Below are 14,858 nucleotides of genomic sequence, written 5' to 3'. Positions count from 1 at the left end.
TGCAGTAATAATAAATAAAGTAATATTATGAAATTATACAAATCAATTCCCATAATGCTCTTTACCCTGGCGCTTGCTGCAGGTTGTGTGAGCAATAAAAAATATGCCGAGCTTCAGGATACTTATTCGAAGTTAAGAGAGAGAAATCAGGAACTTAGCAATAAATACCAGGATAGTCAGCGCGAACTTAGCGGAAGTACGAGCAGGGTTAGAAGTTTGGAAGAACAGATTGCATCAGAAAAGGCTAACGTAGCGGCATTACAGGAGGCACTGAACAAATGTTTAAATTCCAGCAGCCAAGGGAATGTAAATATTTCAAAACTGGTTGATGAAATTAATAGTTCGAACAAATACATCAAACAACTGGTAAACGCCAAAAATAAGAGCGATTCCCTTAATATGGTATTAACCAATAACCTGACGCGTTCGCTGAGTCGTGAAGAATTGGGAGATGTTGATGTACAGGTGCTTAAAGGCGTGGTATATATTTCTTTGGCTGACAATATGTTATATAAATCCGGTAGCTATGAAGTATCAGATAAAGCCGGCGAGACATTGAGTAAAATTGCCAAGATCATTAAAGATTACGATACTTATGATGTACTGATAGAAGGTAATACAGACAATGTACCTATTTCTCAGCCTAATATACGAAACAACTGGGATTTGAGTGCTTTACGTGCTTCATCTGTAGTGCAGGTATTACAGAACAAATATGCAGTAGACCCCAAGCGTTTAACTGCGGGCGGACGTGGAGAGTTTAACCCAATTGCAGATAATGCAACCGCTGGTGGGAAAGCAAAAAACAGACGTACACAAATTATCATCACGCCTAAACTGGACCAGTTTATGGATCTGATCGGGAAAGCGCCTGAGCAATCTCAAAAATAGTGCATAACTAATCGAAATTATAAAGGGTTGAAATTAAATTTTCAGCCCTTTTTTGATTTCAAAGTTTTTATTCCCTTTCGATGCTCTTTTGCGCTTATAAGCGCCAGAATTTACTAGTTTGTTCAACAATAGCTGTTAAGTACTTACAATACCTTTAAAAATGTTTTGATATTGAATGGCAAGAGCATGTTTTGTAATGAGCAACTGAAGAAATAGAGATTAACATATTCAATCATATCTTCAGAAAGGTGTGAGTTCATTGCTCAGTTGAAAAAGGTAAACTGAAATAAAATATAGAACCTTTTCCTACTTTACTTTCTACCCATATTTTTCCATTATGCCTTTCAATTACTTCAGCACAAATATATAAGCCTACCCCAAAGCCTGCAATGGTTTTGGTATCATGACTTTCTACGCGATAAAAACGGTCAAAAAGCCGCGGTAGATCATTTTCTCTAATGCCCAGACCCTCATCTTCTACACTTACAACTGCATAATCGTTTTGTATTTCACATTTTATTGCAATCAGCGATTCTTTTCTGGAATATTTTAGCGCGTTGCCAATCAGGTTGTTCACAACACTTCCGATTTTTTCCATATCGGCATGTACAATCAATTCTTCCGGGCCAAGTACCTGGATAAAATGGCTACGCGAAACCATCCTGGTTTCTTCAGCAATGGTCTTAACCAGCGCAGTAAGATTAAAATTTGTTTTGTTCAATAATATTTTACCGGATTCTAGTAAGGAAACATTCAGAAAACCATCAATCATTATCGACATTTTTTTCAATTGAATATTTATCTTATCAAGTATTTGAGCAGAGAAAACATTATCTGTTTGTTTAGATTTGTATTGTAAAAGCTGTACGTACGCGCTTAAAGAAGTTAAGGGTGTTTTAAGCTCATGACTAGCCATACTGATAAAGTCATTTTTTCTTATTTCATCCTGTTTGTGTTCTGTAATATCCAGAATTGCCCCCGCGATATAAATAGCCGTTCCATCTTCGTTGTAATAAGCCTTTCCCGCAGTTCGTATCCATTTGCGCTTTTCATTAACGCCTTTAAGGTTAATCTGATATTCAATATTAAAGGCATCGCGGTTGTGTAGTGCGCGTATTATACCCCGGGTTAGATGCCCCATATCTTCCTGGCAGATCATGGATTTGGCCTTCTCGATATCTAATCTGTTATGCTCAATTTCATAGATCTGTTGTGCCCTTTCAGATAATAGCACCTGCTTGTTTGATAGGTCGATATTCCATGATCCCATTTTAGAGGCATCCATGGCTATTTTTAAAATGTCTTTCGCTTTAAGAAGTTCTTTTTTAAAATTTACCTGTTCGGTAATATCTTTAATAATCAACAAGATGCTGGTTACTTCGTTTTTATCATTCTTTAAGGGCTCATAAAGCGCAATAAAATACCCATCTGAAACCGGAGTGGAGAGTTTCAGTTCATTGATTGTTAGTGTTTGCTTGTTTTTGAAAATGTCTTTTACACGTTTTACCAGCGCCTGTTGGGTTTGAAATTCCGGTCTTGCATCTTCCAAAGATATTCCGATAACCTCTTTTCTACTCTTGCCCCAGAGTTTTAATATATTATCATTCGCATACTCCGTAATAAGTTCGGGTCCCTTCAAAACACACATGCCTAACGGCGCTTGCTCAAAAAAGCCCCTAAAACGCATTTCACTTTCCGAAAGCTCAAGCAAAATATGCTCCAGGTCGTTCTCGTTCACCGGGATTTCCTTTAATGAGCAAATGAGGTATTCAACAGGGCGGTTGCTTTGTAATACCGGCGAGAATTCGAGTTCCCATTTTACATGCGGGGAGTTGGAATAGATAGGATGAACGGTCAGGCTTTGCCTGGTTTTGAGCTCACTTACGCTTTGAACTGTTTTAATCAGCGTTGTTCTTTCATCATCAGACAGGAGGTCAGGGATAATATCGATATTATAGGATTCTGACTTCCCGCCAACACACGTTATTAAAGCCTGGTAAGCATCATTATGTTCTACCACTACTAATACCGGCTTAATTTTAAAAATGACTACAGGGTTTGTAGCATGTTTCAATAATGCCTTTAAAAATGGCGAAGCTAAATCTATCATAAATCTGAGATGACACTTTCTCAAATATAACCGTTAAACACTAAATTCCAATCGATTCACATATCTTTATCATATTTGATACGATATGGTATTAAATATAAGATATTGATATTTATTTACAGAGAATTTAATAACCTATACTGGGGAATTATACTACGGTAGTTTACACTGGATTAAAGAAAACCCCAGTAACTTAAGTTTTGAAGAGTCAGCTTATTGAAATTTTGATCGGCAGCAGGTTAGGTCAACATCAAAAAAATGTAAATTCAGGAATAGAAAATCTTCTTACTCATTATTTCTTGAAACACTAATGATTATGATTGTATTTTTTATACTACAAAATTATTGTCAATTATTATGAAAAAAGTGTCTTTTTAAGTTGTTAAAAGGTTTTTAAGTAAATTTATTTAAAATTATTATCCTGTAAATCAGTTGTTTGTGATTAAATTTAAAGCTAATTGGCTGATTTAAACGATTTCGCGTTTCTTGTTTATATTTTTTTAAAAAATTATATATATTTGTTCTTACCCTTTCGAGGGTATGTTTTTCATAGGTAGATGTAGGGTCAGAACATTGTTCTGGCCCTTTTTTGTTTTAATCAATTTAGATAAACTACTTTTGTGGTTATGATGAAAAAGAAAGTAATTGTTGCCGTTACAGGTGCCAGCGGTTCGATATATGCAAAGGTCTTGTTTGATCAGTTGCTGAAATTAAGAGACCAGATAGAGGCAGTAGGCATAGTGATGAGTGATAATGCAAAGGCAGTTTGGCAATTCGAGCTGGGAAATCAGGATTATAACCAGTTTACAGCGTTTACCTTTTATAACAAAAATGATTTTAATGCACCTTTTGCTTCAGGATCGGCTAAATATGATACCATGATAATCGTCCCTTGCTCAATGGGTACCTTGGGCAGGATAGCGCATGGAATATCTAATGACTTAATTTCCAGAGCGGCAGATGTAGTGTTAAAAGAACGCAGAAAATTAATAGCTGTAGTAAGAGATACCCCATTTAGCCTGATTCACATTAACAATATGAAAATGGTTACTGAAGCTGGAGGTATTATTTGTCCGGCTAACCCATCATTTTACAGTTTACCCCAAACGATAGAAGAGGTTGCCGGAACGGTAGTGAGTAGGGTATTGGATTTGGCGGGTTTCGAGCAGGAAAGCTACCGGTGGCAGGAGAAATAGTTGGTGTTTTGCCGGCGTTTAAATATTTTAGGCTGATTTAAATTAATATGATGAAACTATTTTTACGCTCTATGTTGTTCTGCATAGCTTTATGTGCTTTTTTTTCTCGCGTCAATGCACAGGAAGATTTTATCATTACCTTAAAAAACGATACAATTCTAGGCAGTATAAAGCCAGGATTATTGTCTCAATACATCCTTGAATCAAATGGCGGGGAAAATATCAGCTTTTCTCCCGAAACTGTAAATGGGTATTATTTATTCAAAAAGAAACAAAAATTCATTTCAAATAATATTCCTAAAAGCGAGAAACGGTATTTTTTACGAGTCCTGGAAGCAGGAAAAATTAATCTTTATGAGCATAAGGTAAGAACGCCAGAGGGAGTTTGGATTATTACCTGGTTTGCAAGTAAAGAAGGTGGTGGATGGGTAGATATTATTACTGATAGAATATTTGCTAAAATTAAATTACGAAAAGATATTTTTGCCGAGTTGATCGGTGATAACAAAGGTTTAAATGAATCTTTTCAAGAAGAGAAAAAATATAATTTTGATATCGTTAGAAAATATGTGGTGAATTACAATAATCAGTAGTCTATGTTAGCTATGATCTAGTCTGTAATTTGTCAGTTCTCAAAACTCAAAACCAACAACTCCGAACAAATTTCCTATCTTTGCAGCTTCAATGAAAAAGGTCGCATTTTATACATTAGGTTGTAAACTCAATTTCTCTGAGACTTCAACCATCGGTCGCTTGTTTACCGATGCCGGTTATGCTGTGGTAGAATTTCAGGACCAGGCTGATGTTTATGTAATCAATACCTGTTCTGTAACTGAGCATGCGGATAAAAAATGCCGTAAAGTTGTTAAAGAGGCTTTAAAGTATTCGCCAAATGCCTTTGTAACCATTGTAGGTTGTTATGCCCAGTTAAAACCTCAGGAAATTGCCGAAATAGAAGGCGTTGACATGGTTTTAGGTGCGGCCGAAAAATTCAGAATTGTTGAATACATTACTGATTTAACAAAACAGCCAAAAGCGCTTGTTCGTCAGCAGAATATAGAGAAAGTTAATCACAACTTTATTGCATCCTATTCAATTGGCGATAGAACGCGTACTTTTTTAAAAGTGCAGGATGGTTGCGATTATCCGTGTACTTATTGTACCATTCCTTTAGCACGCGGTGCAAGCCGTAGCGATACCATTGAAAATGTGGTAAACCGTGCTAAAATGATTGCCGAAAGCGGTGTTAAAGAAATTGTATTAACGGGTGTAAATCTTGGCGATTTCGGAATCAGAAACGGGAAACGCGAAGACAAGTTTTTCGACCTGGTTAAGGCCCTGGATGAAGTGGAAGGAATTGAAAGAATTAGGATATCTTCTATTGAACCAAATTTATTAAGCAACGAAATTATAGAATTTGTAGCCACTTCAAAAAGGTTTGTTCCGCATTTTCATATTCCTTTACAGTCTGGCTCTGACAAAATTTTGGGATTAATGCGCCGCCGTTATCGGAGTGATCTGTATGTAGAACGTGTTGCTAAAATTAAGGAGGTAATGCCAAACTGTTGTATTGGTGTGGATGTAATTGTAGGATTCCCCGGCGAAACGAAAGAAGATTTTTTGGATACCTATCAATTTTTAAATCAACTCGATATTTCTTATCTGCATGTATTTACTTATTCTGAACGTGAGCTGACAGCAGCGGCCGAAATGAAAGGCGTTGTAGCCGGAAGTGAACGGAATGAACGCAGTAAAATGCTTCATATTTTATCTGATAAAAAACGTAGGGCTTTCTACGAATCGCAAATTGGTAATGAAGGAGAGGTACTTTTTGAAGCAGATCAGAAATCTGGTTACATGCACGGTTTTACCAAAAATTATGTAAAAGTGCGGGCAAAATACGATCCGGTTATGGTAAACGAATTGAAAGCGGTCAAGCTTTTAGGGATTACTGCCGACGGAGAAGTGGAAGTAGCCGAACTGGAAAACACTTACGCGCACCATTAGTTTAGTCCTAAGTCCTAAGTCCTAAGTCCTAAGTCCTAAGTCCTAAGTCCTTAGTCTGAAGTTTTCTGTTAAATATCCTTTATTGTCATTCTGAACGCAGTGAAGAATCTTTTAAATGAACGATGTAAAAGATAAGATTTATGAATCGTTAATTTCTTAGCTTTCGTCTTCGGACATCTGACTTTCCACTTCGGTCTTTTCGCTTGGGTCTTTCCGCTTCTGTCTTCGGACACCTGACTTTCTGACTTTCTGACTTCTGACTTTCTGACTTCTGACTTTCCACTTCGGTCTTTCAGCTTTGGTCTTTCAGCTTTGGTCTTTCTTTCCTATCTTCGCAACAAAATATTTCTATGTTTCCTACCGTTTCACATTTTTTAGAATACCTTTTCGGCATTAATTTACCGCTTCCATTTAATACATTCGGTGTTTTTGTGGCGCTCGCGTTTGTTGCCGGTTACTGGGCTTTTACCAAAGAGCTTAAACGTAAAGAAGCATTAGGCATACTCCATCCAATTAAAAAGACCATTATAGTGGGTAAGCCCGCAACCACGTCAGAATTGATTATGAACGGGCTTTTTGGCTTTGTTATCGGTTACAAGCTGGTTTACGCGTTGCTGAACTATAAACTTTTTGTAAATGATGCCCAGTCGGTTTTAATGTCGACCCAGGGAAATATAATTGGTGGTTTGTTTTTTGCTGGTTTATTTGCTTACTGGGATTATACTGAAAAGAATAAGCATAAATTAGATAAACCAAAAGAAACACAGGTAATCATCCACCCATATCAGATCATGAGTAACCTGATTGTATGGGCGGCTATCTGGGGATTTTTAGGAGCAAAATTTTTTGATAATCTGGAATATTGGGATGATTTTGTTCAACATCCTATAGAACGCTTATTATCGTTTAGCGGTTTAACTTTTTATGGAGGCTTAATCTGCGGTGGTGCAGCGGTATTGATCATTGCGAAGCGAAATGGCATTAAACCCTTACATATGTTGGACGTAGGTGGACCCGGCATGATGCTGGCTTATGCAGTTGGTCGTATTGGCTGCCATATGGCGGGTGATGGCGACTGGGGCATTGTAAATCCTAACCCGAAACCGTTCTCCTGGCTGCCGGATTGGTTATGGTCTTACAAATATCCAAACAATGTGGTAGGCGAGGGTATTCCCATTCCAGGCTGTACCGGTAAGTTTTGTAACGAATTGGCACAAGGCGTGTATCCGACACCACTTTACGAAGTGATTATATGTTTAATCCTTTTCGCCTTTCTATGGAGTATAAGGGATAAAATAAAAGCGCCTGGTTTAATGTTTGGTATTTACATGATCTTAAACGGAGTAGAACGTTTTTGTATTGAGTTGATTCGTGTAAACTCCAAGTACCATGTTTTTGGCTTACCGCCATTTACGCAGGCAGAAATGATTTCAACTTTTCTGGTTTTGGGTGGCATTGCCCTCAGTGTTTATGCATTACGCAATAAGAACAAACTGGCTCAATAAGAACCTGATAAATTCAATTAAAATACAACAACAACCTCATACTGTTGTTTAATAATTATGAATTACGAATTACTGTGCAATAAAGTGATCTCGATTGTTAAGCTTACCGGAAATTTTATCCGCAAAGAAGCTATGCAGTTTGATGTTCAGAAAATAGAATACAAAGGATTAAATGATATGGTTTCTTATGTTGATAAAACAGCAGAGCAGAAACTTGTTCAAAATCTGGAAAAATTAATTCCTGATGCAGGTTTTATTACCGAAGAAAAAACCATTAACCGCATTGGGAAAACCTATACCTGGATCATTGATCCCTTAGATGGTACAACGAACTTTATTCATGGCATCCCGGCCTATGGTATTAGTGTAGCGCTTTATGAAGATGGGCTACCTGCAATAGGTGTGGTTTACGAGTTAAATCGGGGAGAGATGTTTTATTCTTACAAAGGTGGACCTGCTCTGATGAATAAAAAGGAAATTAGGGTTTCCGGCAATCCAGATTTAAAATCAAGCCTGCTGGCTACAGGTTTTCCATATTATCAGTTTGATAAACAAGAGAAATATTTAAAATTATTAGCTGAAATGATGCAGAAAAGCCATGGAGTGCGTAGGATTGGTGCGGCAGCTATAGACCTGGTATATACTGCCTGCGGACGTTTCGATGCCTTTTTTGAATATAATTTGCAGCAATGGGATTTTGCAGCCGGGTGTTTCATTGTTCAGCAAGCTGGCGGAGAAGTGTACGATTTCTCGGGAGGCAATGACTACTTTGAGAAAAGAGAAATTTTAGCCACCAATGGAAAACTAACTGCTGAAATGCTTGAAGCGATAAAAAGATATTTTAAATAGGCCGTAACCTTGATTGGAAAGTTATCGAATTTTACTGTAATACACTTAGGTTCGCTTCAAGATCAATATTGAAAGTTAAACGACGACCGGTTTTTAAAAACTAAAAGATAAATGCCTGTCAATACTTCGGTGATAACCCATTAATCAGGTATGTGGGTTGATATTCCTGGAAGAATAAAGTCGATATAACTACTGATATTTTTGAAATATAACTTGATCAAATTCAGTACAATATAAAGCATTTTTGAAACAAAAATAAGGAAGGTTGTTTAGTAAAAACTTTATTAATATGGTGTTAATTTTCTGATAATTAATAGTATATAATCTTTATTTAGCGTGCTTGTTCAGTCCGAAAAATTTCATTAAAAATCCTAGTGATGACGAAGTGTTGACGTCGTAATGATCGGAACGATGCAGGCGATCAGAATAAAGAGCTGCCTGTTGTAAACCTGTTTAATAAATAAACCCGCAATCATCAGTAATTTATTATCCGTATCTGAAGATATTACCCCACTATTGTTACTACAAACGTACATAATGTGTTCATCCTGATAATTACTTACGGTCCATTGTGATTTCCAGATGCCTGTTGATTTCCATTCATACTGTTTTCCGTTTGTCAGGCTGATTAATGCTTTTGATTTCCAGCTATCGTACGTAATAACAGCGATCACTTCACTCGTTTTCCGGTCGATTACCTTCGTGCTTGATTGCCAGAATCCCTCACTTACAAACTGATAATTTTGATCTTCAAATACACTTTCAGCACTGCTCGTCCACATCCCAAAAGTTATGGCCCCTTTCTGAAGCCCATCTGCAAAGAGTTTAAAATTTCCATTAAACCAATCGCTCTTCCAGTTGATCAATTTTGACATTTTATTGTGTTTTATTTTAGATGCAGGAGGTTTAGAGTTGTTACATAAAAAAAGTGCCTATTGTTGGTAAGCACTTTTTCAGTTGGCAGTTGGTAGTTTTCAGTTGGCAGTTAACCAATTGTGACGGTTTACCAATACATTAGAAATTCGGTTTAAGTACATATTTATCGTAAAAACGGAAAATATGTTCTGCAGCCTCTTCGGCAGTATCAACCAGTCTGAACAGGTTTAAATCCTCTTCATGGATATTATGCTCTTTTTGTAACATGGTTCCCTTAATCCAGTCGATTAGTCCGCCCCAATAATCAACGCCTACCAGTACAATCGGGAAACGGGCAATCTTGCCGGTCTGGATCAGGGTTAGGGCTTCAAATAACTCATCCATAGTGCCAAAACCACCTGGTAATACCACAAAACCCTGGCTATATTTCATAAACATTACTTTGCGTACAAAGAAATAATCAAACTCCAGTAATTTATTATGATCAATATATTTATTATGGAATTGCTCAAATGGTAATTCTATGTTCAAACCTACCGATTTACCGCCATTGGTATGGGCACCTTTGTTACCAGCTTCCATAATGCCAGGTCCACCACCCGTAATTACACCATAACCTCTATCAGTTAATAATTTACCACACTGTTCTGCCAGTTGATAGTAACGGTTTGTTTGAGCCGTACGCGCAGAGCCATAAATGGTAACGCATGGACCAATTTTAGCTAGTTTCTCAAAGCCATCTACAAATTCGGCCATGATTTTAAAAATTTGCCATGAATCGGTTACTTTGATTTCCTGCCAGTCTTTGTTCTCAAAAGCACTTCTAATTTTTTCTTCACTCGTCATATACTGTTATTCTAATATTAAAATCTGGTCTGTGCATCAGTTTTTTTGCTGATGAATAACAAACCTATAAATGTGATTAAACCGTTGATTAAAATCAGTTCAACACTAAAAACATATCCTCCTAATATTTCAGCAGAATTGCTTGCAAGCAAGTAACATAAAAAAGGTGATATTAAGCAAACTATTGGCACTAATTTATCATGCAGACCGCGTTTTTTTACAAAAAGCCCAAAACTATATAAGCCCAAAAGCGGTCCGTAGGTATAAGAAGCAATGGTGAAAATTAAACTCACAACTGATGAACTGTTCAACGCATTGATTACAATAATCACCAGGAACATCAAAACAGAAAAAACAATGTGTACCGTATGGCGTTTTTTTACAGCATTTTCGGCATTTACATTTTCTGCTTTAGCCATGCCCAGAAAGTCTACGCAGAACGAAGTGGTTAAAGCCGTTAGCGCCGAATCTGTTGTGGCAAAGGTGGCTGCGGTTAAGCCCAGCATAAAAATAATAGCCGGAACGGAGCCTAAGTTGTTCAATGCGATTTCGGGGAACAATAAATCCGTACGAGGTTTACCTGTAACGTGATCTAAAGGAATATCAATACCATTTTTACTCGCATAGATATATAATAATGCACCGACACTTAAGAAGAAAATATTTAAGATGACAAACACGCCGGTAAAGGTGAACATATTTTTTTTCGCTTCCTGGATGGTGCCCATACTCAGGTTTTTCTGCATCAGGTCCTGATCAAGGCCTGTCATGGCAATGGTTACAAAAATACCACCGATAAACTGTTTGCTGAAATAGAACTTGTTGATGAGGAAATCATCGAAGAAGAATATTTTAGAATAGCTGCTGTTTTTTACAGTTTCAAATGCCTGTGGAATATTGAAATCAAGACTGTTACATATAAAATAAATGGTTAGAAAAACCGAAAGTACAAGAAAGAAGGTCTGCAATGTATCAGTAATAATAATGGTTTTTAATCCACCTTTAAATGTATAAGACCATATCAACGCCAACGAAATGAGGACCGTTAACCAGAATGGAACACCGTAGCTGTCGAAAATAAAACGTTGCAATACGATTACGACGAGGTATAGTCGGGTTGCTGATCCTAAAGTTCGGCTCAAAAGAAATATTGAGGCAGCTGTTTTGTAGCTGTAATGGCCTAATCTCTTCTCAATATAACCATAAATAGAGGTTAAGTTCATGCGATAATAAAGCGGCAGTAAAACGGTAGCTATAATGATAAAACCAACCGCATTACCCAGCACAAACTGAAAATATTGAAACTGGTTTCCGCTAGGTGCGCCAACTTCTCCTGGTACCGAAATAAAGGTAACACCCGATAGTGCTGTTCCAATCATGCCGAATGCCACCAGGTACCATTTAGAATTTCTGTTGGCAACAAAGAAGGTGCTGTTGTCTGAGGATTTTTGAGAGGTTACAAACGAAATGATAATCAGTAGCAGAAAGTAGCCAATTAGAAAACACAAGAGAATGGTTGGTGACATATTTTTGATTTAAGCTGATAAATGTAAAGAAAACTATCAAATCAAGCAATATGTTATTAGTCCCGAGTCGGAAGTCAGAAGTCCGAAGCCAAAGTGCATGATAGCCATTTGCTGTTTTCAGTTGGCAATTTGCAGTTACCATTCACTATTGAACCAATGAACCTTTTTATCTATTTTTGCATTATGAATTTTTCATCCAAACTGCTTGAAGATGCGGTAAACGAATTCTCAAAACTTCCTGGTGTAGGGCAAAAGACAGCTTTACGTTTGGTATTACATCTTTTAAATAAGGAGCAGGAGGAGGTAAATCAGTTTGGTAATACGTTTATAAAACTTAAACAACAGATTAAACACTGCAGTACCTGCCATAATATTTCCGATTACTCAATTTGTGAAATCTGTACATCGCATAAACGAGATAAAGAAACCATTTGTGTGGTAGAAGACACGCGTGATGTAATGGCTATTGAAAATACGGGACAATATTTCGGGGTTTACCATGTTTTAGGCGGTTTAATTTCGCCAATGGATGGAATAGGGCCTTCTGATCTGTTTATTGATGGTTTGGTGGCCAGGATGACGGCAGGAGGGATCAAAGAAGTGATTTTGGCGCTCAGTCCGAATATGGAAGGCGATACCACCTTGTTCTACCTCTATAAAAGGTTGAAAGAATTTAATGTACCGGTAACCACGATTGCACGTGGAATTGCTTTCGGAGGCGAGCTAGAATATGCCGATGAAATTACCTTGGGCCGATCGATCATTACCCGCGTACCTTACGAAACTGCAATGATGAAATAATTAGCATTAGGTATAAAGTAGCAGGCATCAGGTATAAAATCACAGATTGGGACTTATCATTTACCTGTTTCTTGATACCCGATACTTAATACCCGATACTTACTACTCTTACTCAATACTTACTACTTAATACTCACTACTACAAATGAACCTAAAGAATAAAGTAATTATCATTACCGGGGCGTCAAGCGGAATTGGAAAAGCCTGCGCGGAAGAATTTGCCAGGCGTGGTGCCAATCTTGTTTTAGCTGCCCGTCAATACGTTACCCTTTGCGAAATTACTGCTGACTTAGAGAAAAAATATGGCATCAGAGCGGTTGCGGTACAAGCCGATGTGAGTAAAGAGGACGATTGCGAACTCATCATAAAACAAACCCTGGTTTCTTTTCAGAGAATTGATATTCTGATAAATAATGCCGGATTATCGATGCGAGCCCTGTTTAACGATCTGGATTTATCAGTGCTTAAAAACCTGATGGATGTAAACTTTTGGGGAACAGTATATTGTACCAAATACGCACTTCCTGAAATTTTAAAAACAAAGGGAACAGTGGTGGGCGTATCGTCTATTGCAGGTTACCGTGGTTTGCCGGGCCGTACAGGTTATTCGGCTTCTAAATTTGCCATGAATGGTTTTATGGAGTCTTTACGTACCGAATTGCTCAAAACCGGAGTGAATGTGATGGTGGCTTGTCCAGGGTTTACGGCTTCGAATATCCGGGTAACGGCCTTATCCAAAGATGGCGCAGCACACGGTGAAACCAGTATGGATGAAGGTAAAATGATGACATCGGAAGAAGTGGCCGGCATAATTGCCGATGGCATTGAACAGCGAAAACGCACTTTGGTGATGACCAGACAAGGCAAACTGGCCGTATGGATGAACAAACTGTTTCCGGCTTTCGTAGATAAAAAGGTATTTGATTTGTTTGCGAAAGAAAAGAATCCGTTGATAACAAGGTAGATGGATGATGGGTAGAAGGTGAAAGGATTAAGGCGTGAGGTTCAAGCGCCAAAGTTAATCATATTTTGATACTCGATACTTTTTACCTACTACTCCCTTCAGAAATCCACACCTGCAACTATTTCGTTTATTAAATGTTGAGTTGGAAAACCTTTATGATGTACAAACACGTTGTTTTATTAATGCTCTTGTTTCAAACGTTACTTTCTGCTGCACAAGTTAAAAAGGTAAAAAATATTAATTATGCCGGCAACACCGATGAAGCCAATACGCTGAATATTTTTTATAAAAACGATAGTATCAAAAATAAACCCGTTTTAGTTTTTATTCATGGTGGCTCGTGGAGTAGTGGTAAAAAAGAAACGTATTGGTGGATGGGTAGGAATTTCGCACGCAAAGGTGTAGTTACGGTCATTATCAATTATCCCTTGGCACCGAATGTTCAGTATGGAGAGATGGGCAATGATTGTGCTCTAGCTGTAAAATGGGTTAAAGAACATATTGCTGATTTTACCGGAAGTGCAGAGCAGATTTTTGTAATGGGACATTCTGCAGGGGCGCATCTGGCTGAACTGATCAATGCAGATCCTAAATATTTCAATAAGGCTGGGATAGCTAATCCAATTAAAGGTGTAATCCTGAATGATCCCTTCGGACTGGATATGGAAGAATATTTAACCACAGCCGAAAAAGACCATTTTTATTTCGATTTCATCCGGACCTTTACGGAACGGCCTGCGGTTTGGAAAAGTGCTTCGCCCTTAGCTTATGTGAACAATATTAAAAATCCGCATTTACTCTTTTATGGTAGTAAAACATATGGTGCCATTAAATTACAAACGCCGAGGTTATATGAAAAGCTTAAGGCGAACCATGTGCCTGTAGAGATAAAAGAAATTAAGGGCAAAAGCCATGTACCTATGATCAGTCAGATGATTTTTGGCAGCAATCGCTTATACAAAGATATTTTAGAATTTATACAAAGGACATCATAAGATTTGTCAACTTCCTTGTCTCTTTGCTATTAAAGTTGTCAGTATGGGGCTTTTGGAAAGATGACTTTTAAAACGGAGTGGTTATTTATTGTACCAACCCAACCCACCTAAACCTGGCAGCAGCGGAAATCCTTTTTGTTTGCAGAAACCCGAATTTCCTGTCGTCTGCAGCCTATGCAAGAGATTCGTGCTTCAGTATGATGGCTACGCAACAAAAAGATTGCAGCGTATGGCGGGGCTATCATAACCGATTGGCACCGTACCTGCTTTCCAAAAAAGAAAAGAATCTTTT

General features: G+C 37.7%; 13 protein-coding genes. 9 read left to right on the top strand and 4 right to left on the bottom strand.

The window, feature by feature from the left end; all coding sequences use genetic code 11:
* The first annotated feature begins 27 nt into the window (after positions 1–27).
* Entirely contained in the window at positions 28–891 is an 864-nt protein-coding gene (locus ACIQXP_RS14595) for an OmpA family protein (protein ID WP_090987655.1), read from the top strand.
* Positions 892–1,147: 256 nt separating this feature from the next.
* Here ACIQXP_RS14595 and ACIQXP_RS14590 read toward each other — a convergent pair whose 3' ends face one another.
* Positions 1,148–3,001 carry a PAS domain-containing sensor histidine kinase gene (locus ACIQXP_RS14590; protein ID WP_387505809.1) on the bottom strand — a complete coding sequence of 618 codons (1,854 nt, stop codon included), beginning with the start codon at positions 2,999–3,001 and terminating at the stop codon, positions 1,148–1,150.
* Between the two features lie 626 nt (positions 3,002–3,627).
* Between ACIQXP_RS14590 and ACIQXP_RS14585 the strand changes: the two genes are divergently transcribed.
* From ACIQXP_RS14585 to ACIQXP_RS14565, 5 genes are all read left to right on the top strand, one after another.
* Complete coding sequence (locus ACIQXP_RS14585; protein ID WP_293741312.1) at positions 3,628–4,197, top strand: UbiX family flavin prenyltransferase; 570 nt, start codon at positions 3,628–3,630, stop codon at positions 4,195–4,197.
* A gap of 47 nt (positions 4,198–4,244) precedes the next feature.
* On the top strand, positions 4,245–4,790 hold the full coding sequence (locus ACIQXP_RS14580) for a hypothetical protein (protein WP_387505808.1): 546 nt from the start codon (positions 4,245–4,247) through the stop codon (positions 4,788–4,790).
* Positions 4,791–4,881: 91 nt separating this feature from the next.
* Positions 4,882–6,204, top strand: a complete 1,323-nt coding sequence (gene mtaB / locus ACIQXP_RS14575) for a tRNA (N(6)-L-threonylcarbamoyladenosine(37)-C(2))-methylthiotransferase MtaB (protein WP_387505807.1) — start codon at positions 4,882–4,884, stop codon at positions 6,202–6,204.
* A 350-nt stretch (positions 6,205–6,554) separates the two neighbouring features.
* Entirely contained in the window at positions 6,555–7,709 is a 1,155-nt protein-coding gene (locus ACIQXP_RS14570; protein WP_293741309.1) for a prolipoprotein diacylglyceryl transferase, read from the top strand.
* Positions 7,710–7,766: 57 nt separating this feature from the next.
* Positions 7,767–8,558 (top strand): inositol monophosphatase family protein, encoded by a 792-nt coding sequence (locus ACIQXP_RS14565; RefSeq protein ID WP_293741308.1) that lies wholly within the window; start codon positions 7,767–7,769, stop codon positions 8,556–8,558.
* 371 nt (positions 8,559–8,929) lie between these two features.
* Here the strand turns inward: ACIQXP_RS14565 and ACIQXP_RS14560 are convergent, their stop codons facing one another.
* The 3 genes from ACIQXP_RS14560 to ACIQXP_RS14550 form a co-directional block, all read right to left on the bottom strand.
* Positions 8,930–9,433 carry a hypothetical protein gene (locus tag ACIQXP_RS14560; protein WP_293741307.1) on the bottom strand — a complete coding sequence of 168 codons (504 nt, stop codon included), beginning with the start codon at positions 9,431–9,433 and terminating at the stop codon, positions 8,930–8,932.
* Positions 9,434–9,572: 139 nt separating this feature from the next.
* Positions 9,573–10,280: an LOG family protein gene (locus ACIQXP_RS14555; RefSeq protein ID WP_090987668.1), complete on the bottom strand. Its 708-nt coding sequence runs from the start codon at positions 10,278–10,280 to the stop codon at positions 9,573–9,575.
* A gap of 17 nt (positions 10,281–10,297) precedes the next feature.
* Complete coding sequence (locus ACIQXP_RS14550; protein ID WP_387505806.1) at positions 10,298–11,806, bottom strand: sodium:solute symporter; 1,509 nt, start codon at positions 11,804–11,806, stop codon at positions 10,298–10,300.
* A 183-nt stretch (positions 11,807–11,989) separates the two neighbouring features.
* Here ACIQXP_RS14550 and recR point away from each other — a divergent pair, with 183 nt between their 5' ends.
* The 3 genes from recR to ACIQXP_RS14535 all read left to right on the top strand — a co-directional run bounded on the left by recR (position 11,990) and on the right by ACIQXP_RS14535 (position 14,566).
* Positions 11,990–12,607, top strand: a complete 618-nt coding sequence (gene recR / locus ACIQXP_RS14545; RefSeq protein ID WP_293741305.1) for a recombination mediator RecR — start codon at positions 11,990–11,992, stop codon at positions 12,605–12,607.
* A gap of 145 nt (positions 12,608–12,752) precedes the next feature.
* Positions 12,753–13,571, top strand: coding sequence for an SDR family oxidoreductase (locus ACIQXP_RS14540; RefSeq protein ID WP_293741304.1), 819 nt, complete (start codon positions 12,753–12,755; stop codon positions 13,569–13,571).
* A 155-nt stretch (positions 13,572–13,726) separates the two neighbouring features.
* Positions 13,727–14,566, top strand: a complete 840-nt coding sequence (locus ACIQXP_RS14535) for an alpha/beta hydrolase (RefSeq protein WP_293741303.1) — start codon at positions 13,727–13,729, stop codon at positions 14,564–14,566.
* Positions 14,567–14,858: the final 292 nt, after the last annotated feature.

Origin of the sequence: Pedobacter suwonensis (assembly GCF_044762335.1) — a bacterium.
In the GTDB taxonomy this organism is placed as follows: Bacteria; Bacteroidota; Bacteroidia; order Sphingobacteriales; family Sphingobacteriaceae; genus Pedobacter.
Note: the sequence above shows the minus strand (reverse complement) of the source record. Positions and strands in the feature narration are given on the sequence as shown.

Bases quoted from the DNA above. Each gene is read 5' to 3' on its own strand.
- ACIQXP_RS14595 (WP_090987655.1), top strand. From the start codon at position 28: ATGAAATTATACAAATCAATTCCCATAATGCTCTTTACCCTGGCGCTT.
- ACIQXP_RS14590 (WP_387505809.1), bottom strand. From the start codon at position 3,001: ATGATAGATTTAGCTTCGCCATTTTTAAAGGCATTATTGAAACATGCT.
- ACIQXP_RS14585 (WP_293741312.1), top strand. From the start codon at position 3,628: ATGATGAAAAAGAAAGTAATTGTTGCCGTTACAGGTGCCAGCGGTTCG.
- ACIQXP_RS14580 (WP_387505808.1), top strand. From the start codon at position 4,245: ATGATGAAACTATTTTTACGCTCTATGTTGTTCTGCATAGCTTTATGT.
- mtaB (WP_387505807.1), top strand. From the start codon at position 4,882: ATGAAAAAGGTCGCATTTTATACATTAGGTTGTAAACTCAATTTCTCT.
- ACIQXP_RS14570 (WP_293741309.1), top strand. From the start codon at position 6,555: ATGTTTCCTACCGTTTCACATTTTTTAGAATACCTTTTCGGCATTAAT.
- ACIQXP_RS14565 (WP_293741308.1), top strand. From the start codon at position 7,767: ATGAATTACGAATTACTGTGCAATAAAGTGATCTCGATTGTTAAGCTT.
- ACIQXP_RS14560 (WP_293741307.1), bottom strand. From the start codon at position 9,433: ATGTCAAAATTGATCAACTGGAAGAGCGATTGGTTTAATGGAAATTTT.
- ACIQXP_RS14555 (WP_090987668.1), bottom strand. From the start codon at position 10,280: ATGACGAGTGAAGAAAAAATTAGAAGTGCTTTTGAGAACAAAGACTGG.
- ACIQXP_RS14550 (WP_387505806.1), bottom strand. From the start codon at position 11,806: ATGTCACCAACCATTCTCTTGTGTTTTCTAATTGGCTACTTTCTGCTA.
- recR (WP_293741305.1), top strand. From the start codon at position 11,990: ATGAATTTTTCATCCAAACTGCTTGAAGATGCGGTAAACGAATTCTCA.
- ACIQXP_RS14540 (WP_293741304.1), top strand. From the start codon at position 12,753: ATGAACCTAAAGAATAAAGTAATTATCATTACCGGGGCGTCAAGCGGA.
- ACIQXP_RS14535 (WP_293741303.1), top strand. From the start codon at position 13,727: ATGATGTACAAACACGTTGTTTTATTAATGCTCTTGTTTCAAACGTTA.